We start from the raw sequence: 22,741 nt of genomic DNA, 5'->3' as shown, positions 1-22,741 counted from the left end.
CATGCCGGGCGCCAGCAGGGCGCAGCCTGCGCGCGGATAATGCGCCGATGGAAACCAAGTGGCTTGAAGATTTCGTCAGTCTTGCGGAAACGCGCAGCTTCAGCCGCTCTGCCCAGTTGCGGCATGTGACCCAGCCCGCGTTCTCGCGGCGCATCCAGGCGCTCGAAGCCTGGGCGGGCACCGATCTGGTGGACCGCAGCTCCTACCCCACCCGCCTCACGCCCGCTGGCAAAACCCTGTATGACCAGGCGCTGGAAATGTTGCAGGCGCTGCAGAACACCCGCGCCATGCTGCGTGCGCACACCAGCGCGGGCAAGGACATGATCGAGTTCGCCGTGCCGCACACGCTGGCGTTCACCTTCTTCCCGGCCTGGGTGTCCAGCCTGGCCGACAAGTTCGGTCCGTTCAAGAGCCGGCTGATTGCGCTGAACGTGCACGATGCCGTGATGCGCCTGGTGGAAGGCGGCTGCGACCTGCTCATCGCCTACCACCACCCCTCCCAGCCCTTTCAGCTCGATGCCGACCGCTACGAGATGGTGAGTCTGGGGCAGGAGGTGATCTCACCCTACAGCAAGGCCGACGCCGACGGCCAGCCCGTGCACCGCCTGCCGGGCCGCGCGGGCCAGCCGCTGCCTTACCTGGGCTACGCGCCCGGCGCCTACCTGGGGCGGGTCACGGAACTCATCCTCAAGCAGTCGGGCACGCCCATCCACCTGGAGCGGGTGTACGAGACCGACATGGCCGAGGGCCTCAAGGCCATGGCGCTTGAAGGCCACGGCGTGGCCTTTTTGCCGCACAGCGCCGTGAAGAAAGAACTGCGCTCGCGCCGCCTGGTCAGCGCGGCGCCCTCCGAAGCCGAGGGCCTGCAGATGACCATGGACGTGCGGGCCTACCGCGAGAAACCGGGGGGCAAGGAAGCCCCCAAGGGCACGGCCCAGGCGCTCTGGACCTACCTCCAGGCCCAGGCCGGGTCATGCTAAGGGTAAATACGGATATAAACACTTTGCATAGTTGCGCCCGCAAACGGCATTGGAGTTTCATAGTAACGACACGTACAGTTCGCGCCATCGCTGGGTCGGTGGCAACAACACATGCCTGCAACTGCCACGATGGCACGAACATTGCAAAGCCGATTCCTTTCTTTTAACGGGACGTCGTATGAAAGTTCAGCACTGGAGATTCGCTAAGGGCCTGGTTGCCCTGGGCTGCCTGCTGGCGGCGTCCGTGCAGGCGGCGACGGTGCTGGAGCGCGTGAGTGCGGGCGGCAAGCTGGTGATTGCCCACCGGGAGTCGTCGGTGCCGTTCTCGTACATCGATTCCCAGTCGGGCAAGCCCGTGGGTTATGCCGTGGACCTGTGCTTGCGCCTGGCCGACGTGGTGCGCAAGAAGACCGGCAAGAAAGACATGGAAGTGGAGTTCGTGGCCGTCACGCCCGCCAACCGCATCACCATGATCGAGCAGGGCAAGGCCGACATGGAATGTGGCTCCACCACCAACAACGCCGAGCGGCGCCAGAAGGTGGCGTTCACCATTCCCCACTTCATCACCGGCGCACGGCTGCTGGTGAAGTCCGCCAGCCCCATCGACAAGGTGGAAGACCTCAACGGCAAGAAACTGGTGTCCACCAAGGGCACCACCCCCCTCAAGGCGGCCGACCAGGCCAACCGCGAGCGCCTGATGGGCATCACCATCGTGGAAGCCCCCGACCATGCCAAGGCCGTAGAGATGGTCGAAAAAGGCGAGGCCGATGCCTTTGTGATGGACGATGTGCTCCTGTATGGCTTGGCCGCCGGCCGGCCCGATCCCAAGGCGCTCAAGGTGGTGGGCCGCTTCATGACCACCGAGCCGCTGGCCATCATGCTGCCCAAGAACGACCCCGAGTTCAAGAAACTGGTGGACGAGGAAATGCGCCGTCTGATCACCAGCCGCGACATCTACCCCATATATGACAAGTGGTTCAACAAACCCATCCCGCCCAACAACACGGTGCTGAACCTGCCAGTCAGTTACCTGTTGCGTGACTTCTGGAAGTACCCTACCGATCAGGTCCCGTTCTGACTAACATCTTCGGGTAAGTCCTCCCCCATTTCTAGACGTTTGGGCTTGCAGCCCGGACGGGTTGCGGCCAGTCTCTAGAATTCCTCCCTTTTTTCTGTTTTCAACACAAGGAGATCCCTATGAAGAAACATTTGCTCGCGATTGCTGTGACCGCCCTGGCCGCAGGCAGCGCGTTCGCTCAAGCCACCGACACCCTGGCCAAGATCAAGGCTTCTGGCAGCGTGACGCTGGGTGTGCGCGAGTCTTCGGGTCTTTCCTACACGCTGGGCAACGGCAAGTACGTGGGCTTCCACACCGAAATGGGTGAAATCGTCCTGGCCGACATCCAGAAGGCCCTGGGCCTGGCCAAGCTGGAAGTCAAGTACCAGCCCGTGACCTCGCAGAACCGCATCCCCCTGGTGACTAACGGCACCGTGGACCTGGAGTGTGGCTCCACCACCAACAACGCTGCCCGCCAGAAGGATGTGGCGTTCGCTGTGACCACTTACGTGGAAGAAGTGCGCATTGCCGCCAAGGCCAACTCGGGCATCACGTCCATCAAGGACCTGAACGGCAAGACCGTGGCCACCACCACGGGCACCACCTCGGTGCAAACGCTGCGCAAGCACGAGCGCGCTGGCGGCGTGGACTTCAAGGAAGTGTTCGGCAAGGACCACGCCGACAGCTTCCTGATGCTGGAAACCGGCCGTGCCGACGCCTTCGTGATGGACGGCTCCATCCTGGCCGCCAACATCTCCAAGTCCAAGAACCCTGCCGATTACAAGATCGTGGGTGAAGTCCTGAACGTGGAACCCATCGCCTGCATGCTGCGCAAGGACGACCCCGCCTTCAAGAAGGCTGTGGACGACTCCATCAAGCGCCAGATCGCCGACGGTTCGCTGGCCAAGCTGTACGACAAGTGGTTCATGCAACCCGTGCCGCCGACCAACACCAAGATCGGCCTGCCCATCTCCGACGCTACGAAGGCTGCCTGGGCTGCCCCTAACGACAAGCCCATGGAAGACTACGCCAAGAAGTAATCTTCGCAACGCTTGTGCCCCTTCGGCCAGCCGGTTTGAAGGGGCTTTTTTGTTGGACCGGGCGCCACGCGCCTGGCCCGGCGCAATACCAAGAATTAAAGGGGTGCTCCTATGAGTTGGGATTGGCAGGTGTTCTGCCAGGACACCATGGACCGGGAAGTTGTGCAGAGCTGCTTTGGCAAGGGCGGCGACATCACCTACCTGGACTGGATGCTGTCGGCCTGGGGCTGGACGGTGTCTGTTTCGTTGCTGGCCCTGGTGCTGGCGCTTGTGTTGGGCTCATTGATCGGTACGCTGCGCACCTTGCAGGACCGGCCCATGATCGTTCGGCTGGGCAATGCCTGGGTCGAGCTGTTTCGCAATATTCCGCTGCTGGTCCAGATCTTCCTCTGGTACCACGTCATCCCGAGCCTGTTTCCTGTGATGAAGGGCGTGCCCGGCTTTGCACTGGTGGTGCTGGCCCTGGGCTTCTTCACCTCGGCGCGTATCGCCGAGCAGGTGCGCTCGGGTATCCAGGCCCTGCCGCGCGGCCAGCGCTACGCGGGCATGGCCATGGGGTTCACCACCTTCCAGACCTACCGCTACGTGCTGCTGCCCATGGCGTTTCGCATCATCATCCCGCCGCTGACCAGCGAGACGATGAACATCTTCAAGAACTCGTCCGTGGCGTTCGCCGTGTCGGTGGCCGAACTCACCATGTTCGCCATGCAGGCCCAGGAAGAAACCTCGCGCGGCATCGAGGTCTACCTCGCCGTGACCACGCTGTACATCCTCTCGGCTTTCGCCATCAACCGGATCATGGCGTTCGTCGAGAAGCGCGTGCGCATCCCGGGCATGGTGGTGGCTGGTGCGGCAGGGGGAGGACACTGATATGAATCTCGACTTCTCCTTCTACAACTGGGACCTGATCTCCAACTTCGTGCTCAAGGGGCTGTACTTCAGCCTGATGCTCACGGTGATCGCCACCATTGGTGGCGTGTTCTTCGGCACCCTGCTGGCGCTGATGCGTCTGTCGGGCAAGAAGTGGCTGGATGTGCCTGCCACCATCTATGTCAACGGCATGCGCTCCATTCCGCTGGTGATGGTGATCCTGTGGTTCTTCCTGCTGGTGCCTGCGATCATCGGCCGCCCCATCGGCGCCGAGGTGTCGGCGGTCATCACCTTCATTGCGTTCGAAGCCGCGTATTTCAGCGAAATCATGCGCGCCGGCATCCAGTCCATCCCACGCGGCCAGGTGTATGCCGGCCAGGCGCTCGGGATGACCTACGGCCAGAACATGAAGCTGGTGGTGCTGCCTCAGGCGTTCCGCAACATGCTGCCGGTGCTGCTCACGCAGACCATCATCCTGTTCCAGGACACGTCGCTGGTGTATGCCATCGGTGCCTACGACATGCTCAAGGGCTTTGAGGTGGCGGGCAAGAACTTCGGCCGCCCCATCGAGGCCTACCTGGCTGCCGCCGTCCTGTACTTCGTGATGTGCTATGCGCTGTCCTGGATGGTCAAGCGCCTGCACCAGAAGATCGCGATCATCCGCTGATCGACGCTGGTGCAAAAGAGATTGGATTGAGGAAAAAGAAATGATCGAACTCAAGAACGTATCCAAGTGGTATGGCCCCGTGCAGGTGCTCAACGAGTGCTCGGCCACCATCAACAAGGGCGAAGTGGTGGTGGTGTGCGGCCCCTCGGGCTCGGGCAAGTCCACGCTCATCAAGACCATCAATGCGCTCGAACCCTTCCAGAAGGGCGAGATCACGGTGGACGGCGTGAAGCTGCACGACCCCAGCACCAACCTGCCCAAGCTGCGCAGCCGCGTGGGCATGGTGTTCCAGCACTTCGAGCTGTTCCCCCACCTGTCGGTGACGGACAACCTGACGATCGCGCAGATCAAGGTGCTGGGCCGCAGTGCGGACGATGCCAAGAAGCGCGGCCTGAAGATGCTGGAGCGCGTGGGCCTGATTGCCCACAAGGACAAGTTCCCCGGCCAGCTCTCGGGTGGTCAGCAGCAGCGCGTGGCCATTGCCCGTGCGCTGTCGATGGACCCCATCGTGATGCTGTTCGACGAACCCACATCCGCGCTCGACCCAGAAATGGTCGGCGAAGTGCTGGACGTGATGGTGGGCCTGGCCAATGAAGGCATGACCATGATGTGCGTGACCCACGAAATGGGCTTTGCCCGTAAGGTGAGCAATCGCGTGATCTTCATGGACGTGGGCGGCAAGATCCTGGAAGACTGCTCCAAGGAGGAGTTCTTCAACAACCCCGATGCACGCCAGCCCCGTACCAAAGACTTTCTCAACAAGATCCTGGCGCATTGATGGTGCGTCGCCCCGGGCCTCCCAGCCTCGGGGTTGGAACAAAGAAAAGCGCTCCTCGGAGCGCTTTTTTCATGGGCACAGGAACGCCCGAAAACGTGGGGCGGTCCAGCGGGGGGGGGCTCCAGTTAGCGCTTGCTCCCCCGCCGCCCTGCTGGCGGGTGGCCTTCCACGATGAGCTGGGCTTCCACGTCCTTCCACAGGTCATCGCGCCGTTTCAGGGCCTCAGATACGGCCTCGTGCCGCAGCTGGGCCACGGCCGACACCAGGGCATTGCACACAAAAAATGCGGCGGTGTACGAGTCGAAAGGCGAGGCATTGGAGATGCGCACCTGCACGCGGTGGTGGGCCAGGGCCGCCAGTGGCGCGGCGTTGCTGTCGATGATGGCCAGCACCTGCGCCCCCGCGTCGCGAAACCGCTGGGCCACCTTCACCGGCCCGCTGGCATAACGCCGGATGCTGAAGACCAGCAGCGTGTCTTCGGGCTGGATCCACAGCAACTGGTCGGTGGCGGCCACGGCGCCCGCGCCCAGCTCGTGTACGCCGGGGCGGCACATGTTCAGGTGCAGCGCCAGCCAGGCGGCCACGGGGGCGCTGTTGATCTGCGCGAGCACAAAGACGCGTCCCCGGCTCTGCGCGATGCGCGCCACGATGGCCTCGAATGCCGCCATGTCCAGCCCGTCGCGTGTGGCGGTGATGTTGTGCTGGTCGTGCAGCAGGGCGTCGTCCACACATTGCTGCAGGCTGCGTTCGGTGCCGATGGTGACGGGCGCCCGCTGCCCGGCGGTTTGCAGCAGCGCCGTGACCTCGCCCCGCGCCTCGCGCTGAGCCTCGGCATAACTCGCGTAGCCCAGCTTGGCAAACAGCCGCACCACGGTGGATGCGCTGGTGCCGGTGCGCGCCGCCAGCGCGGTGGCCGACTCCAGCAGCGCGTGCGGGTAGTCGCGCCCCAGCGCCTCGGCCAGGGCGCGCTCGCTGGCGGTGAGTTCGCTGCCCTGGCGGGCCAGGCGCTCGGTCAGCAGTGCGGTGGATGATTGCAATGACGATTTCATTTATGTCTCATTTATGAAAAATGTATTGCAAACAGCCGAAACGCGTGCAACACTGCGGCGCAAATTGTGCCCCGGCCCGGGGTGTGACCCAAGGACAAACATGCACGAAACGCTTGAAAACACGGCATCCCAGGCGCCATCTGCCCCAACCGCCCCGGCACTGGCCTGGCTGGCGGACCAGGGGCAGGCCATGCAAGACCTGTTGCAAAAAGTGGTCAACATCGACAGCGGCAGCCGCGACGAAGCGGGTGTGACCGCCGTGGCCCATGCGCTGGCCGGGCGCCTGCGGGCCGCGGGCGTGCCCGTGCAGTTCGAGCCCGTGCCCGGCTACGGCGTGCTGCTGCACGCTCAGGTCAACCCGGACGAGGCGGCAGGCGAGGGAGCGCCGATCATCCTCATGGGCCACATGGACACGGTGTACCCCGCTGGCACGGTGGCGCGCCGCCCCTTCCGCGTGGAAGACGGCCGCGCCTACGGCCCCGGCGTGGCCGACATGAAGTCCGGCCTGGTGCTCAATGTGTTTGTTGCCGAGGCCTTTGCGCGTTGCGGCGGGCTGAAGGCCCCGCTGCACCTGTTCTTCTCGTGCGACGAAGAGATCGGCTCGCCCGCCACGCGCGACCTCATCATGGCCCGGGTGCACGGCGCCCGGGCCGTGCTCAATGCCGAGCCCGGCCGCGTGAGCGGCAACGTGGTCACCAGCCGCAAGGGCTCGATGGTGGTGGAGTTCGAAGTGACGGGCGTGGCCGCGCACGCAGGCATCAACCACGCCGCAGGCGCCAGCGCCATCGAAGCCCTGGCGCGCAAGACGCTGGCACTGCACGCGCTCACCGACCCGGCCACGGGCGTGACCTGCAACGTGGGCGTGGTGCAGGGCGGCATCGTGCCCAACATGGTCGCCCCGCATGCCAAGGCCGAGGTGGACCTGCGCTTTACCGCCGACACCGACCCCGACGCACTCCTGGAGCGCGTGCGCGCCATCGTTGAGGAAGCATCCGTGCCCCGCACCCAGGGCCGCATCACCACCGCGCGCCGCACTCTGCCCATGAAGCCCACGCCCGACTACCTGCTGGCGCTCTACCAGCAGGGCGCACGTGCGCTGGGCTTTGAGGTGCAGGGCGAGTTCACCGGCGGCGCGGCCGACAGCGGCCTCACGGCCTCGGTGGGTGTGCCCACGCTGTGCGCCACGGGCCCCGTCGGCGGCCACCCGCACACCGAGCGTGAGTACTGTGAGCTGAGCACGTTCGTGCCCCGCGCACAGGCGGTGGCGCTGGCCGTGCTGGGCCACCCCTGATTCCTGCCTTGTTCCCCATTTTTGTTTTTGCGTTTTTGAAGACAGCCATGAACCACATCCCTTCCCGCCGCCACCTCCTGTCCACCGGCCTCGGCCTGGCCGGCCTTGCCGCTGTGCCCGCGTGGGCGCAGGACAAATTCCCCTCGCGCCCCATCACGCTGGTGGTGCCGTTCCCGCCCGGCGGGTCGGTGGACATCATGGCGCGCCAGTATTCCGAGCCGCTGTCCAAGCTGCTGGGCGTGCCCATCGTGGTGGAGAACCGCGCGGGCGCGGGCGGCTCGGTGGGCGCGCAGTATGTGGCGCGCGCCAAGGCCGACGGCTACACGCTGGTCGTGTCGTCGCAAAGCAGCCACCTGGCCAACCCGCTCACGCAGCCCAAGGTGGGCTACGACCCGGTCAAGGACTTTGAAAACATCGCCATCCTGGGCCGCCTGCCCAATGCGCTGGTGGTGCACAGCAGCCTGCCGTTCAAGACCTTCAAGGAATTCATCGACTACGCCAAGAAGAACCCCGGCAAGCTCAACTACGGCAGCGGCGGCGTGGGCAGCATGGGCCAGCTGAACGTGGAAATGCTCAAGGCCGCCACCGGCGCCTTCACCACCCACATCCCCTACCGGGGCGGCACGCCGCTGATCACGGCGGTGCTGGGCAACGAGGTGCAGTTCATCCTCGACAACCTGGTCATCATGCTGCCGCACATCCAGGCGGGCAAGGTGCGTGCGCTGGCCCTCGCCAACGACCAGCGCCTGCCCCAGCTGCCCGACGTGCCGACCCTGGCCGAAGTGGGCTACCCCCAGCTCAACCTCACCTCCTGGATCGGCCTGGCTGCGCCCGGCGGCACGCCCGATGCGGTGGTGCAGACCCTGTACAAGGCGGTGCGCGAGGTCGCCACCTCGCCCGCCATGCTGGCCAACCTCAAGGAGCGCGGCGTGATCCCGCCCGAAGAGATGACCCCCGCCGCGTTCGAGAAGATGATGTCCGAGCGCCTGGTGAAGTTTGGCGAGGTGGTGCGCAAGGCGGGCATCACCGCCGAATAAGGTGCGGGCCGCAGGAATAGGAGTGTTTTTTTGGCTGCTTCCGCGCAATGGATAAGCGCTGATAGCTATAAAAATAATAGTAATCATGCCAATGGGACAATGTCGCCCATGACAGCCGCACTCCACACCCCCACCGCGCCCACCACCCTCACCATCACCCGCCCCGACGACTGGCACCTGCACGTGCGCGACGGGGAGCCACTGCACACGGTGGTGCCCCACACCGCCGCCCAGTTCGGCCGCGCGATCATCATGCCCAACCTGCGCCCGCCAGTCACCACGGCGGAGCAGGCGCTGGCCTACAAGCAGCGCATCCTGGCCGCCGTGCCCGCAGGCCTGAGCTTCGAGCCGCTGATGACGCTGTACCTGACGGACAACCTGCCGCCCGAAGAGATCGTGCGCGCCAAAGCTGCGGGCGTGGTGGCCTGCAAGCTCTACCCCGCAGGCGCCACCACCAACAGCGACGCGGGCGTGACCGACATCCGCAAGACCTACAAGACACTCGAAGCCATGCAGAAGGCGGGCATGCTGCTGCTGGTGCACGGCGAAGTGACCAGCAGCGACATCGACCTGTTCGACCGCGAGGCCGTGTTCATCGAGCAGCAACTCATCCCGCTGCGCCGCGACTTCCCCGAGCTGAAGATCGTCTTCGAGCACATCACCACCAAGGACGCGGCCGACTACGTGATGCAGGCCGACCGTTTCACCGCCGCCACCATCACCGCGCACCACCTGCTGTACAACCGCAATGCCATCTTTGTGGGCGGCGTGCGCCCGCACTACTACTGCCTGCCGGTGCTCAAGCGCGAAACCCACCGCGTGGCCCTGGTGCAGGCCGCCACCAGCGGCAGCAGCAAGTTCTTCCTGGGCACCGACAGCGCACCGCACCCGGCGCACCTCAAGGAGCACGCCAGCGGCTGCGCGGGCTGCTACACGGCCCACGCGGCCATCGAGATGTATGCCGAGGCGTTCGACAACGCTGGTGCACTCGACAAGCTCGAAGGCTTTGCCAGCTTCCACGGCCCTGACTTCTACAGCCTGCCGCGCAACACCGGCACCATCACCCTGCGCCGCGAATCGTGGACGCCCCCCGACAGCTTTGCGTTTGGCGAAGCCGAACTCAAGCCCCTGCGTGCCGGTGAAGCCCTGCCGTGGCGGCTGGTGTAAGCGAGGCCTTCGACGCCATCGACTGGAGCGCCCCCTGGCTGGCGCCGTGGCGCACCCTGGGCCAGCCCGTGGCGCAGCAGCTGCAGCACGATCCTGCCGTGCACCGGGCCTTGCAGGTCGCAGCGCCGCCAGCGTTGCCAGTGGGTTTTGTGCCCCAGTCCGAGCTGCCCGAAGGCACGGCCTACGAGCAGTACATCTGGGACACCCGCCGCGTGCCCACACGCGACAACCTGCACGACTTCTTCAACGGCCTGGTGTGGCACCAGTTTCCGCGCACCAAGGGCCGCCTGAACCAGCTGCAGGCCCAGGCCATCGCCGCCGACGGTGTACAGGCCGTGCGCGGGCCGCTGCGCGATGCGCTCACGGTGTTTGATGAAAACGGTGCGCTGCTGCAGGCGCCCGACGCGCTATGGCAGGCGCTGCACTCGCGCGACTGGCAGCGGCTGTTCATCGACCTGCGCCCGCTCTGGGCCCAGGCCCGGCTGGTGCTGGTAGGCCATGCGCTGATGGAGAAGCTGGTTGTGCCCCGAAAACCCATGGTTGCGCACGTCTATCCAGCCCCGGTAGCTATTGAATCAATAGCAAATCTGGATGCCTGGCTGGCGCAGGAGATCCAGCCCCTGCCCTGGGCTGCCAAACCTTTCTCGCCGCTGCCCGTGCTGGGCGTGCCCGGCTGGTGGCCCGCCAATGAGGCGCCAGGTTTTTATGCCGACGCCCAGGTGTTCCGGCCACCCCGCGCAGCGACAGGGGCCTAGGAGCGGCTAACAAGACTCAGCGAAGCGGTTCTGGCCAGGCGCTGTGTCGCAGGCAGTACGGGCAGTACGACAAGACGCGGCAACGACGCCAGAAGCGTTTTGTGAGCCGCGCTAATTCCCGTCAAGGCTTGTGTGATAAGGGGCGCATGCAGGTTTGCACCTACCATAGCGCGATGCAATCGCGGCCAGAGGGCGGGTGCCGTTCCCACACAGGGGGCGGCGCTTGAAGAGCGGCCGCCGGCCCCCATCTAAGCCAGCAAACACCTGTTGTTGTTTACCCCACGGAGAATTCAAGCCATGAAGCGGATCCTGTTATTTGTGATGACCAACCTGGCCGTCGTTGTCGTGCTGGGGGTGGTGGCCAGCCTGCTGGGCGTCAACCGCTACCTCACGGCCAACGGCCTGAACCTGGGCGCGCTGCTGGGCTTCGCGCTGGTCATGGGTTTTGGCGGCGCGATCATCTCGCTGCTCATCAGCAAGCCCATGGCCAAGTGGACCTCGGGCGTGCGCGTGATCGATGGCTCCGGCTCGCCCGACGAGCGCTGGATCGTCGAGACCGTGCGCAAGTTTGCCGACAAGGCGGGCATCGGCATGCCCGAAGTCGGCATCTTTGAAGGCGACCCGAATGCCTTTGCCACGGGCGCGTTCAAGAACTCCGCGCTGGTGGCCGTGTCCACGGGCCTGCTGCAGGGCATGACGCGTGACGAGGTCGAGGCCGTCATCGGCCACGAGGTGGCGCACATTGCCAACGGCGACATGGTCACCATGACGCTGATCCAGGGCGTGATGAACACCTTTGTGGTGTTCCTGTCGCGCGTCATCGGCTACGCAGTGGACAGCTTCCTGCGCAAGAACGATGAGAACAGCTCGGGCCCCGGCATCGGCTACTACGTGACCACCATCGTGCTCGACATCGTGCTGGGCTTTGCCGCAGCCATCATCGTGGCCTGGTTCAGCCGCCAGCGCGAATTCCGCGCCGACGCAGGTGCTGCGCAACTCATGGGCCGCCGCCAGCCCATGATCAACGCCCTGGCCCGCCTGGGCGGCATGCACCCCGGCGAGCTGCCCAAGAGCGTGGCCGCCATGGGCATTGCCGGTGGCATTGGCAAGCTGTTCAGCACCCACCCGCCCATCGAAGAGCGCATTGCCGCGCTGCAGAATGCGCAGCAGCAATAAGGGCTGACGGGGTGGGGCCTCGCCCCACGCAGCCCCTCAAGACACCGCCGCAGGGTTTGCGCCCTGCGGCGGTTTCCTTTTGGGTCAACCAACCAACGGGGTTGTGGGCCGTCGCCGGCGCTTGCACCGTGGCTGGCCCCTTGCCAACTCAAGTGGGTGTCACCTTGTGTCGATATGCTGGTGTGCGCCTGCGGTGCCCCGGCGCATGCCCCGGGGCTGGTGGCCGACTTCGGCCCGGTGTTTTTGTCCCCCCACGGAATCCATTCTTATGTCCATCTCCCACGCACGTGTTGCGGTTCGTCTGGCCCTGGCCTTTGGTGTTGTGTGTCTTGTCATGTCGCTCTCGGCGGCGGTGGGCATCTGGCGGCTGGCAGGGTTGCAGGACATTGCCGACGACCTGGGCGGCGCATCGTCCGAGCGCGCTTTGCTGGCGCGGGAGCTTCACGCCATCGTTGTGCTCAGTTCTGCCCGCGCCGAGACGCTGCTGGAGATCGACAACAACCCCGCCTATGCAGCGCGCATCGACGCCGACCGCAAGACCACCTCGGCACGGTCGTCCGAAGTGCGCAAGCGCCTGGACGAACTGGCGGCAGACCCCGAATCCCAGGCGCTGTTCGACGCCATCGACAAGGCGGGAAACGGTTTTCGCACGGTGCGCGATGACCTGGTCAAGCGCCGCAAGGCGGGCGAGGCACTGCCTGCAGACGCGGTCGCCAACCAGCTGCGCCCGGCAGCCGATGCCTATGCAGCGGCCGTGAACAAGCTGGCCGAGTACCAGCGCCAGCGCGTGGCCCAGGCCCGCGAGGCCGCCGCCAGCAGCGAACGCCAGGGCATCACGCTGCTGGCAGCGGGCTCGGTGGTGGGCTTGCTGCTGAGCCTGGCCTGCGCATGGTGGCTGTCGCGCTCCATCCTGCAGCCGCTCGCCCAGGCATCCGAGGTGACGGACCGCATTGCCGACGGTGACCTCACCTCGGCCATCCCCGCTTTGAGCACGGGCAACCGCGACGAGCTGCAGGCCTTGCTGTCACGCTTGGGCGGCATGCAGGCCCGCCTGGCAGGGCTGGTGGTGGGCATGCGCCAGGCCAGCACCTCGGTGGCGGGTGCGAGCAGCGAGATTGCGGCGGGCAACAGCGACTTGTCGGCCCGCACTGAACACACCGCCTCCAACCTCGAAGAAATCGCCGCCAGCATGGAAGAACTGCTGGCCACCGTGCGCCACAGCGCCGACGCTGCAGCGCAGGCCAGCACCCTGGCCACCGGTGCCAGCAGCGTTGCCCAGCGTGGGCGTGAGGCCGTGGACCGCGTGGTGGGCACCATGGATGGCATTGCGCTGTCTTCGCGTCGCATTGCCGATATCACCAGCGTGATCGACGGCATTGCGTTCCAGACCAACATCCTGGCGCTGAACGCTGCCGTCGAGGCCGCGCGCGCAGGCGAGCAGGGCCGGGGCTTTGCGGTGGTGGCGGGCGAGGTGCGCAGCCTGGCCCAGCGCTCGGCCACCGCGGCCAAGGAGATTGGGGGCCTGATCAGCGACAGCGTGCGGCAGGTGGACGAGGGCACGCAACTCGTCCACGCGGCGGGCAGCACCATGGGCGAGATCGTCCAGTCGGTGCAGCAGGTGGCCACCATCATTGGCGAGATCAGCACCGCCGCCCGCGAGCAGACCACGGGCCTGAGCCAGGTGGGCGAGGCCGTCTCGCAACTCGACCAGATGACGCAGCAGAACGCCGCGCTGGTGGAGGAGTCCTCCGCCGCAGCCCAGGGCCTGCGCGTGCAGGCGCAGCAGCTGGCCGAGCTGGTGGAGGCGTTCCGCCTGCCTGCGGGCAACGCGCTGCGTTGAGCCGTGCGCAGTAGGTACTGCGACCGGACCGCTACTTCACATCCACCCGCCAGCGCCGCCGTGGCGCACGCAGCGCATGGCGCTTGCGGTACTCGGCCGGGGCCATGCCGGTGTAGCGCACAAAGATGCGCCGGAACGCCGCCGGGTCGGCATATCCGCAGGCGACCGCGATGCTGGGCACGCTCTCCAGCGTCACCTCCAGCAGCACCTTGGCGCGTGCGCAGCGCAGGCTGTGCAGGTGGTCCAGCGGCGACTGCGACAGCTCCTGCTGGAAATGCCGCAGCAGGGTGCGTGTGCTCACCGACGCCGCCTCGGCCAGCCGGTCCAGCGAGTAAGGCTGGTCCAGGTGTGCCTCCATCCAGGCAATGGCGCGGGCGAGTGTGCTGTCGCGCGTGGCGGGGATGTGCTGCTGCGCATTGGCCTGCAGCGCCGCGCGGGCGCGCTGGTGGTCGGGGGCCATCACGGTCTCGCAGGCGGCGGCCAGCTCCGGCCCCAGCGCCTGGCGCACCAGGGCAATGGCCAGCAGGTTCACGTTGCTGGGCAGCGCGCAGCTCAGCCAGGGGCCATCGTCCGACAGGTCCTGGCCCAGGCTGTGGCCAATGCCCGGGAAGTCCCGTTCGAACCCTGCGATGTAGAACCAGGGCAGGCAGGCCTGCCGCCCGTTCAGCCGCCCGCTCTGTGCGGCCAGCCAGGCGCCGTTGCCCACGGTGAGCAGCTTCTGTCCCGCGTCCAGCGCAATGCCCAGCTGGCGGGACAACGCCTGGTGCCGGGCCGCCACGGCGCGGATGGCCGGGATGTCGGGCGCGTGGAAAGACGGGATCAGCAGTGCCTGGGCGGGCGCTGGGGCCACTGTGCCATCGTCCGGGGTCACGTAGGCCGCCAGGGGGCCGGGCAGGGGTGCCAGCGGCAGGCCCTCGGCGTCCAGCAGGCGCCAGGCCAGGCGGGGCGCCTGCGCCCCCAGCCGCAGGCTGGCCAGCAGGTTGGCGCCGCGCAGCAGGTCTATGAGTTGCAGGGCACTGCCCACGGCCGACTCGGGCAGCAGCGGGATGTCCACGCGGAACACCGGGGGCTTGGGCGGCGCCGAAGGCAAGGACAAAGGTGACGATGGCATGGCGATATTGGCTCTGTGGATGGCGATTTTCGCTTGTCATGAAGGTGGTGTGCGCTTTTAGCATGACTGTGCTTTTCGCTTTCCCACCCAGGCCCTCGTGGCTGTTCACTCCCTACGGATCTGCCCATGCACAAACCCCTCTCTGCCATCGCGATTGCCGCCGGCCTCGTCGCCAGCGGGCTGACTTTTGTCTCTTCGGCCCAGGCCCAGGCGCTGGATGCCGCCGGCCTGCAGGCCATCGACGCCGCCGTGAACGCCGTGGCGCCCAAGATGGTCAGCTGGCGCCGCGACATCCATGCCCACCCCGAACTCTCGGGCCAGGAGGTGCGCACCGCCAAGCTCGTGGCCGAGCACCTGAAGAAGCTGGGCATGGAGGTGCAGACCGGTGTGGGCGGCACCGGCGTGGTGGGCACGCTCAAGGGCGGCCTGCCCGGCAAGGTGGTGGCCCTGCGCGCCGACATGGACGCACTGCCCGTGCTGGAGAACACCGGCCTGCCCTTTGCGAGCAAGGCCAAGGCCAACTACCTGGGCAAGGAAGTGCCCGTGATGCACGCCTGCGGCCACGACGCCCACACCGCCATGCTGATGGGCGCGGCCGAGGTGCTGGCGGGCATGAAGGCCCAGCTGCCCGGCACCGTGAAGTTCATCTTCCAGCCTGCCGAAGAGGGCGCGCCGGTGGAGCCCGATGCCAACGGCAAGGTGCCCAGCTTCGGCGCCAAGGCGATGATCGAAGCCGGTGCACTCAAGGACGTGCAGGCCATCTACGGCCTGCATATCACCTCCAACCTGCCTGGCGGTGTGGTGGGCTACCGCAGCGGCCCGCTGATGGCCGGGTCGGACAACATCACCATTCATGTGGAAGGGCGCGGCGGCCATGGCTCCTCACCCTGGGCCACCATCGACCCCATCGTGGCCGCCAGCCAGGTGGTGATGGGCCTGCAGACCGTGGTGAGCCGCCAGCTCAACATCAGCCAGGAACCGGCCGTGGTCACCATCGGCCAGATCCAGGGCGGCACCCGCTACAACATCATCCCCGACAAGGTGGAGATGATGGGCACGCTGCGCACCTTTGACGAAGACATGCGCCAGGAGGCCCTCAAGCGCATCACCACCACGGCTGAGTCAATCGCTGCCGCCAGCGGCGCCAAGGCCAGCGTGCGTTTTGGCCCCGTGGCCTACCCCGTGACCACGAACCCTGCGCAGCTCACGCAGGCCTCGCTGCCCGCGCTGAACCTGGCCATGGGCGGCAAGACCATGGTGATCCCCAAGGTGGCGGGCTCCGAGGACTTCTCGGAGTTCCAGAAGGTCGTTCCGGGCTTCTTCTACTTCCTGGGCGCGCCACCCAAGGGCAAGGAATTTGCCAAGGCCCCGCCCAACCACTCTGCGCTGTTCGACATCGACGAGGACCAGTTGCCCAATGGGGCTCGCAGCCTGGCTGCCCTGGCCGTGGACTTTTTGCAGCGCAAGTAAAAAGAAGCCAAAAGAAGAGGGGCGCCGTGCGGTTCAGGCCGCGCGGTGGTGCGTTGCCAGCTGTCGCCCGATGAGCAGGCGAAACGGCAGCAGCAGCGCCACCCCCAGCCCGAGCTTCACGCCCAGATCACCCAGCGCCCAGGTGACCCAGGGGTCGCTAGTGCCCCCAAACGCAATGCTCCAGAACACGGCGGTGTCCAGCACCGCTGCGAGCAGCGTGGCTACCAGCGGCGCGCGCCACCAGGTGCCATGGCGCAGACGGTCAAACACGGCAATGTCCAGCCACTGCGAGAGCAAAAACGCCGCGCCCGATGCGATGGCAATGCGCACCGGCGCCAGCACCAGCGATGCCGCCACGGCCACCGCAAACCCCACCCACGCCACCCGCCGCGCCTGCTGCGGGCCGTGGGCGCGGTTCACCAGTTCGCTGACCAGAAAGGCCACCGGGTAGGTGATGGCGCCCCAGGTGAGCCAGTCGTTGACGGGGAACTGCACCAGGATGTTGGACGCCAGCACCACGGCGGCCATGGCCAGGGCCGCCGCTGCAAACTGCGCCAGGCTGGGCGCCCGCATCATGCGGCCGCGCCGAGCAGGCTGCGCGCTACGGCCTCGCCCACCTTGATGCCATCCACGCCCGCCGACAGAATGCCGCCCGCATAGCTTGCGCCTTCGCCCGCCGGGTACAGGCCCGGCGTGTTCAGGCTTTGCAGGTTGTCGCCGCGTCCGATCTTGAGCGGTGACGACGTGCGTGTCTCCACGCCCGTCAGCACCGCGTCGTGCATGTCAAAGCCCTTGATCTTGCGGCCGAACACCGGCAGCGCCTCGCGCAGCGCCTCGATGGCGTAGCTGGGCAGGGCGGCGTGCAAATCGCCCAGCGCCACGCCGGGCTTGTACGAAGGCTCCACGCTGCCCAGCTGAGTCGAAGGCTTGCCCGCGATGAACTCGCCCACCAGCTGGCCCGGCGCGCTGTAGTCGCGCCCGCCCAGCACAAAGGCGTTGGATTCGAGCTGGCGCTGCAGCACGCTGCCCGATAGCGGGTGGAACTGCCCGGCGGGCAGGGCCTCCACGCCGTAGGTCTGGCCCAGGTGGGTTTCAAACGCCTGCGCGTCCTGCGGGTAGTCGCGGGGGTCGATGCCCACCACCATGCCCGCGTTGGCATTGCGCTCGTTGCGCGAATACTGGCTCATGCCGTTGGTCACCACGCGGTTGGGCTCGCTGGTGGCGGCCACCACCGTGCCGCCGGGGCACATGCAAAAGCTGTACACCGCACGGCCGTTGGCGGCGTGGTGCACCAGCTTGTAGTCGGCTGCGCCCAGCAGCGGGTGGCCTGCGTGGCGGCCCCAGCGGGCGCGGTCGATCACGCCCTGCGGGTGTTCGATGCGGAAACCGATGGAGAACGGCTTGGCCTCCATGGCCACGCCGCGCTGGTACAGCATGGCAAAGGTGTCGCGCGAGCTGTGGCCCAGCGCCATCACCACATGGTCGGCGCGCAGCTCGGTGGTGTCGCCCGTGGCCTGGTTCAGCACCTTCAGACCGCGCAGGTGGCGCTGGTCGCCCTGGCCTTCGATGATCACGTCCGTCACGCGCTGCTCAAAGCGGATCTCGCCGCCCAGCGCAATGATCTGCTCGCGCAGGTTTTCGACCACCTTCACCAGCTTGAAGGTGCCGATGTGCGGGTGGGCGACGTAGAGGATTTCTTCAGGTGCGCCAGCCTTGACGAACTCGTTCATCACCTTGCGGCCCAGGTGGCGCGGGTCCTTGATCTGGCTGTAGAGCTTGCCATCGCTGAAGGTGCCTGCGCCGCCTTCGCCAAACTGCACGTTGCTCTCGGCATGCAGCTCGCGCTTGCGCCACAGGCCCCAGGTGTCTTTGGTGCGCTCGCGCACGGTCTTGCCGCGCTCCAGCACGATGGGCTTGAAGCCCATCTGCGCCAGCACCAGCGCAGCAAAGATGCCGCAGGGGCCAAAGCCCACCACCACCGGGCGCAGGGGCAGGTCGGCAGGCGCCTGGCCCACAGGGTGCCAGGCCATGTCGGGCGTGGGCTGGATGTGTGGGTTGCCAGCAAACTTTGCGAGCAGCACTGCTTCGCGTTCGGGCTGGGCCAGCGTGATGTCCACGATGTACACCGCCAGCAGGTCGGCCTTGCGCGCGTCAAAGCTGCGCTTGAAGACGTGCAGGTGGGCGATGTCGGCGTCGGAGATGCCCAGGATTTGGGTGACAGCAGCGCGCAGGGGCGCCTCGGGGGCTTCGGCAGCGGTGAAGGGCAGCCGGATTTCAGAGAGTCGGATCATGGTCTTGCGGGCCCGTGTCGATCGGGCGGCGTGCAAAGTCGTGGGGCCATGATTTTACCGGCGTGGCCCCGCTGACCCGTGCCCAGAAAAAAGGCCCGCCGGGTGGCGGGCCTTGGGGCCAAAGCTGTCAATGCTTGGTTGCTATCAATTGAATAGCTTTAGGCGCTTGATGGTCGCGCGCAAACGGCCATTTGGGCTGGTATTTTCTGCCCTCATGCGGGCAGGAAGCCTTCCACCGACAGGTAGCGCTCGCCCGTGTCGTAGTTGAAGCCCAGCACCTTTGCACCCGCAGGCAGCTCGGGCAGCTTCTGCGCAATGGCTGCCAGCGTGGCGCCCGAGGAGATGCCCACCAGCAGGCCTTCTTCGCGCGCGGCGCGGCGCGCAAATTCGCGCGCGGGTTCGGCATCGACCTGGATCACGCCGTCCAGCAGGCTGGTGTCCAGGTTCTTGGGGATGAAGCCCGCGCCAATGCCCTGGATGGGGTGGGGCGAGGGCTGGCCGCCCGAGATCACGGGCGAGGCCGAGGGCTCGACCGCAAACACCTTGAGCTGGGTGAACTTCGCCTTGAGCACCTTGGCGACGCCCGTGATGTGCCCGCCCGTGCCCACGCCGGTGATCAGCACATCGATGCCGTCAGGGAAGTCCGCCAGGATCTCCTGTGCCGTGGTGCGCACATGCACGTCGATGTTGGCCGGGTTCTCGAACTGCTGGGGGATCCACGCGCCCGGCGTCTGCGCCTGCAGCTCCTGCGCGCGGGCGATCGCGCCCTTCATGCCCTTCTCGCGCGGGGTCAGGTCAAACTGCGCGCCATAGGCCAGCATCAGGCGGCGGCGCTCGATGCTCATGCTGTCGGGCATCACGAGGATCAGCTTGTAGCCCTTGACGGCCGCCACCAGCGCCAGGCCGATACCCGTGTTGCCGCTGGTGGGCTCGATGATGGTGCCGCCGGGCTTCAGCGCGCCCGACTTCTCGGCGTCTTCCACCATCGACAGTGCAATGCGGTCCTTGATGGAGCCGCCCGGATTGCTGCGCTCGGACTTCACCCACACGCTGGCCGCCGGGCCGAACAGGCGGTTGATGCGCACGTGGGGCGTGTTGCCAATGGTCTGCAGAATGTTGTCAACTTTCATGGCGTCTCCTGTGAGGTGTCGGGTGGGACGAAAGGGGAAGGGTGTGACGCGCATTCTGAACCAGTTGTTCTACTGCCCTGGTGATATGGATATAGCCAGGGTATTGATCCAGGTGGCGGGTCGCCGTTCAGGGGGCGGGCTGGATCTCCACCTGCATCGCACGCTCCACCGGCGTGATCTGCACCCGCACCGGCAGCCCCAGTGCAATCGTCTGCGCATTGGTGGCCGTGTGCTGCGTCACCTCGCTGCAGGTGTAGCGCGCGGCCCGCCCGCTGCGCCATACCGCCAGTGCCAGCGGCAGCATCCACTGGTCGGCCAGGTGCGGGCCCAGGGCGCCGCTGCTGCGCTGGTAGGCGCGCACCTCGTCCACCAGCCGCTTGGCCACCTGCTCGGCCGACAGGTGGCGCTCGCCCAACTGGCAGAACACCTCGGTCACGTGCGCGTGCTCCAGCGTGGCGATCAGCGCATTTCCTGGCCCTTCGTTCTGGCGCGTGGGCGGCTGGCGCAGCTGGCCGGATTCAAACGTCCAGCCCATGCGCTGGCCCAGCGCCTCCAGCTCCCGCGTGGCAATGTTGCGCGCCAGGCCGGGCACCAGCGCCTCGCCCCAGGCGTTGTGCAGCGGGCCGCGTTCCAGCAGGTCCATGGGCGCCAGCGCTTGTGTGGCGGGCGTGATGCGCGCCACCAGCTCGCCACCGCCAGCGGGGTAGAAGCCGCGCCGCTGCAATTGCAGTTCCAGCCCCACACCCAGCCGCCGCACCAGCGGCGCAAACGCCCGCTCCAGAAAATCAAATGGCGGCGCCATCGGGTTGTGCGTGCCGCCCGACAGCTGCACCTGGCTGTCGCCATCGGCCAGCATCAGCGCGGGCAATACGGTCTGCAGCACCAGCAGGCAACTGCCTGCCGTGGCGATCTGAAAGCGGTAGTCGCCCGCACGCAACGCGCCGGGCGTGAACACCAGCGTTTGCGAGCCCAGATCGGCGCCCTCTGCTTGCCCGCCACACACGGCCACCGCCGCCTGCACGCAGGCCAGGTGCTGGCGCATCAGCCCCGGCTTGGGCCGCCCCGCGCGGATGCGGGTGATGTGCAGTGGGCGGCCGGTGACCATGGACAGGGCCAGGCCCGTGCGCAGGATCTGGCCGCCGCCTTCGCCGGTGGAGCCGTCGAGGGTCAGCGGCTTCAGGCTTGGTGATTCAGTCAGTTCCATCAGTTCATCGTAAAAACATCGCCCCGGGGCGTGAACGGCAAGCGCCGCCCCGGAGCCAGAAGGTAAGCATGCGGGCGGCGCACATCCAGGTGGTCGCAGTCCGCGTCGGTAATGATGAGCAGCGGGCCTTCTTTCGGAAAGTCCGCGCTGTTCTCCAGCAGGTTGATGGCAGGTTGCAGCACGGTGCCACCGCGCCCCTGGATCTGTACCCGGTGCGCAATGTCCTGCGCGGGCAGGTAACCCAGGTCATACGGCGCGGCATCGCAGCACACGACCCGCACGGCGGGCACCTCCTTGGCCTCGGCATAGCTGGCAATGCTGCCCAGGGCTTTGGCCAGGGTGTGTTTGTCCATCGAGCCCGAGGTGTCGAGCACCACGCCAAACGTGCGCCCGTCGCGCCAGCGGCTATCAGGGCCCACATGGGGGCGCGGAATATCCGGCGTGGCCGATTGGCGGCGGCTCAGGCGCGCATAGGTGCGCCGGGTTTCGATGGGTGGAAAGTGGTGGTCAAACCACCGCGCCAGCTCCACCTCCCACGGAATGGGCGGCTGCAGCAGCGCGCGGATTTCCTCCAGCAGTCCCGCAGGCAGTAAGCCACGGCCTTGCGATTCGTGCAGCATCAGGCCTTTGCCTAATTGCTCCTTGTAGAACGCATCCAGATCGGTAAACGGCACACGATCGGTGCGCAGACGGCGCTGCAGCATGTCGCCCTGCTGGCCCGCCAGGGTTTGCAGTTTGCGCATGCGCCGCAGGTCCACCACGATGCGGTCGTACACCTCCTCGGCTGAGAGGCCGCGCAGCGCCAGGTCGTGCAGCAGGCCCAGCGCCGGGGCGCTGCCCACCTGCATCTGGATCAGCCAGTCGTTGATGACGTAGTCGCACGCCACGTTCCACAGGTAGTGGTCTCGCCCCCGCTGCCGGTCCATGTGGCGCAGGGCCACGTGCAGAATTTCGTGGGCCAGCACAAAGCGGGTTTCCTGCTCGCTCAGGCCCGCTGCGGGGTTGAGGTAGATGGTGCGCAGGGTTTCATCCACGGCGGCCACCATCACCTCCTCGCGGCGGCTCAGCTCGGCATCTTCCAGAATTTCAAACGCCGCCACCATCGACCCCAACAGCGGAAAGCTGCTGATGAACCAGCTGCGTGCACGTTCGGTCACGCTGCGCGGTGCGCTGCGTGTGTTGGCTCCCAGCGCCGTGCGGGTGCCTGCCGCAATCTCCACCGCCTGCGTGACCGAGTTGGCAATGCCTGCGGCAAAGACTTCGCTCCAGGTTTCTTGTGTGCTGGCAAAGCCATAACGCCTTTGCGCAGGCGGCGCCTGTGACCAGTCTTCGGGCGCTTGCAAGCTCGTCGCGCGGGCACCGGCCAACCCCAGCCCGGCGACCCACTCGGGCATCCCGTTGTCGCCAAACTGGCGGTACCAGCGGTCCTCGTCCCATGCGGGTGCATCCACCGGCATCTGCATATCGTGCGGACAAGTGCCGAATTTGACGGTGGCCAAAAAGCGGGTGCTGGCCACATCGCAGGCTGCGCTCCAGGCCGCCCAGTCGCCCCGGTCGCGCTGGAAGAAGTCCATGGCGTAGCTCAGCACACCCCGCGCCAGCACAAAGGCCCACTCGGCCGCTTCTGCATGGCGCTTGGGGTGGATGTGGATCACGTCGTGCCGCAGCACCACCAGCCAGCCATCGGCGGGGCACAGCGATGCCGCAGTGCGCACCCAGGATACGCGGTGCGCCAGTGGGCCAAAGATGGGGTGCGCCTTCACCATCGCCATGCCAGCGTCAAAAGCCAGGGGGGCGGGGTTGGGCTTATGGGGGGTTTTGGCCATGG

Annotated in this window: 20 protein-coding genes; 13 read left to right on the top strand and 7 right to left on the bottom strand. The window is 66.5% G+C overall.

Annotation, left to right across the window (positions count from 1 at the left end; translation table 11 throughout):
- The first annotated feature begins 47 nt into the window (after positions 1-47).
- The 6 genes from AC07Z7_RS13650 (at position 48) to AC07Z7_RS13625 (ending at position 5,392) form a co-directional block, all read left to right on the top strand.
- Positions 48-980, top strand: a complete 933-nt coding sequence (locus AC07Z7_RS13650; RefSeq protein ID WP_094288763.1) for a LysR family transcriptional regulator — start codon at positions 48-50, stop codon at positions 978-980.
- 178 nt (positions 981-1,158) lie between these two features.
- On the top strand, positions 1,159-2,058 hold the full coding sequence (locus AC07Z7_RS13645; protein ID WP_094288761.1) for an amino acid ABC transporter substrate-binding protein: 900 nt from the start codon (positions 1,159-1,161) through the stop codon (positions 2,056-2,058).
- Between the two features lie 119 nt (positions 2,059-2,177).
- A complete protein-coding gene (locus AC07Z7_RS13640; RefSeq protein ID WP_252659165.1) occupies positions 2,178-3,077 on the top strand; it encodes a transporter substrate-binding domain-containing protein in 900 nt (299 codons plus the stop codon).
- A 111-nt stretch (positions 3,078-3,188) separates the two neighbouring features.
- Positions 3,189-3,947, top strand: a complete 759-nt coding sequence (locus tag AC07Z7_RS13635) for an amino acid ABC transporter permease (protein ID WP_094288757.1) — start codon at positions 3,189-3,191, stop codon at positions 3,945-3,947.
- A gap of 1 nt (position 3,948) precedes the next feature.
- Positions 3,949-4,614, top strand: coding sequence for an amino acid ABC transporter permease (locus AC07Z7_RS13630; protein WP_094288755.1), 666 nt, complete (start codon positions 3,949-3,951; stop codon positions 4,612-4,614).
- Positions 4,615-4,654: 40 nt separating this feature from the next.
- Positions 4,655-5,392 (top strand): amino acid ABC transporter ATP-binding protein, encoded by a 738-nt coding sequence (locus AC07Z7_RS13625; RefSeq protein ID WP_462388434.1) that lies wholly within the window; start codon positions 4,655-4,657, stop codon positions 5,390-5,392.
- Between the two features lie 125 nt (positions 5,393-5,517).
- On the opposite strand, the gene AC07Z7_RS13620 is transcribed toward AC07Z7_RS13625, so the two are convergent.
- Positions 5,518-6,441, bottom strand: a complete 924-nt coding sequence (locus tag AC07Z7_RS13620) for a MurR/RpiR family transcriptional regulator (RefSeq protein WP_494766547.1) — start codon at positions 6,439-6,441, stop codon at positions 5,518-5,520.
- Between the two features lie 100 nt (positions 6,442-6,541).
- Between AC07Z7_RS13620 and AC07Z7_RS13615 the strand changes: the two genes are divergently transcribed.
- The 6 genes from AC07Z7_RS13615 (at position 6,542) to AC07Z7_RS13590 (ending at position 13,707) form a co-directional block, all read left to right on the top strand.
- Complete coding sequence (locus AC07Z7_RS13615; protein ID WP_494766546.1) at positions 6,542-7,732, top strand: M20 family metallopeptidase; 1,191 nt, start codon at positions 6,542-6,544, stop codon at positions 7,730-7,732.
- A 47-nt stretch (positions 7,733-7,779) separates the two neighbouring features.
- Positions 7,780-8,769 (top strand): Bug family tripartite tricarboxylate transporter substrate binding protein, encoded by a 990-nt coding sequence (locus AC07Z7_RS13610; RefSeq protein ID WP_494766545.1) that lies wholly within the window; start codon positions 7,780-7,782, stop codon positions 8,767-8,769.
- Between the two features lie 99 nt (positions 8,770-8,868).
- Positions 8,869-9,936: a dihydroorotase gene (gene pyrC, locus AC07Z7_RS13605; protein WP_494766544.1), complete on the top strand. Its 1,068-nt coding sequence runs from the start codon at positions 8,869-8,871 to the stop codon at positions 9,934-9,936.
- The gene (locus AC07Z7_RS13600; protein WP_494766543.1) at positions 9,921-10,691 is read left to right on the top strand and encodes a DUF3025 domain-containing protein; all 771 of its coding nucleotides are present in this window, start codon (positions 9,921-9,923) and stop codon (positions 10,689-10,691) included. The genes pyrC and AC07Z7_RS13600 overlap by 16 nt, the downstream gene beginning before the upstream one ends.
- 297 nt (positions 10,692-10,988) lie before the next feature.
- The gene (gene htpX, locus AC07Z7_RS13595) at positions 10,989-11,867 is read left to right on the top strand and encodes a protease HtpX (protein ID WP_094288743.1); all 879 of its coding nucleotides are present in this window, start codon (positions 10,989-10,991) and stop codon (positions 11,865-11,867) included.
- 268 nt (positions 11,868-12,135) lie between these two features.
- Positions 12,136-13,707: a methyl-accepting chemotaxis protein gene (locus tag AC07Z7_RS13590; protein ID WP_252659171.1), complete on the top strand. Its 1,572-nt coding sequence runs from the start codon at positions 12,136-12,138 to the stop codon at positions 13,705-13,707.
- A gap of 31 nt (positions 13,708-13,738) precedes the next feature.
- On the opposite strand, the gene AC07Z7_RS13585 is transcribed toward AC07Z7_RS13590, so the two are convergent.
- On the bottom strand, positions 13,739-14,818 hold the full coding sequence (locus AC07Z7_RS13585; protein WP_494766542.1) for a GlxA family transcriptional regulator: 1,080 nt from the start codon (positions 14,816-14,818) through the stop codon (positions 13,739-13,741).
- Between the two features lie 126 nt (positions 14,819-14,944).
- Here AC07Z7_RS13585 and AC07Z7_RS13580 point away from each other — a divergent pair, with 126 nt between their 5' ends.
- The gene (locus tag AC07Z7_RS13580; protein WP_494766541.1) at positions 14,945-16,288 is read left to right on the top strand and encodes an amidohydrolase; all 1,344 of its coding nucleotides are present in this window, start codon (positions 14,945-14,947) and stop codon (positions 16,286-16,288) included.
- 33 nt (positions 16,289-16,321) lie between these two features.
- Here AC07Z7_RS13580 and AC07Z7_RS13575 read toward each other — a convergent pair whose 3' ends face one another.
- From AC07Z7_RS13575 to AC07Z7_RS13555, 5 genes are all read right to left on the bottom strand, one after another.
- Complete coding sequence (locus AC07Z7_RS13575; RefSeq protein ID WP_494766540.1) at positions 16,322-16,864, bottom strand: VUT family protein; 543 nt, start codon at positions 16,862-16,864, stop codon at positions 16,322-16,324.
- Complete coding sequence (locus AC07Z7_RS13570) at positions 16,861-18,579, bottom strand: NAD(P)/FAD-dependent oxidoreductase (protein WP_494766539.1); 1,719 nt, start codon at positions 18,577-18,579, stop codon at positions 16,861-16,863. The genes AC07Z7_RS13575 and AC07Z7_RS13570 overlap by 4 nt, the downstream gene beginning before the upstream one ends.
- A gap of 212 nt (positions 18,580-18,791) precedes the next feature.
- Positions 18,792-19,709, bottom strand: a complete 918-nt coding sequence (cysK, locus tag AC07Z7_RS13565; protein WP_494766538.1) for a cysteine synthase A — start codon at positions 19,707-19,709, stop codon at positions 18,792-18,794.
- Positions 19,710-19,836: 127 nt separating this feature from the next.
- Entirely contained in the window at positions 19,837-20,913 is a 1,077-nt protein-coding gene (rtcA, locus tag AC07Z7_RS13560) for an RNA 3'-terminal phosphate cyclase (protein WP_252659176.1), read from the bottom strand.
- Positions 20,913-22,739: a vWA domain-containing protein gene (locus AC07Z7_RS13555; protein ID WP_494766537.1), complete on the bottom strand. Its 1,827-nt coding sequence runs from the start codon at positions 22,737-22,739 to the stop codon at positions 20,913-20,915. The genes rtcA and AC07Z7_RS13555 overlap by 1 nt, the downstream gene beginning before the upstream one ends.
- Positions 22,740-22,741: the final 2 nt, after the last annotated feature.

The organism is Acidovorax sp. GW101-11A03 (genome assembly GCF_059424825.1).
This window is presented reverse-complemented; position numbering and strand designations above follow the sequence as displayed.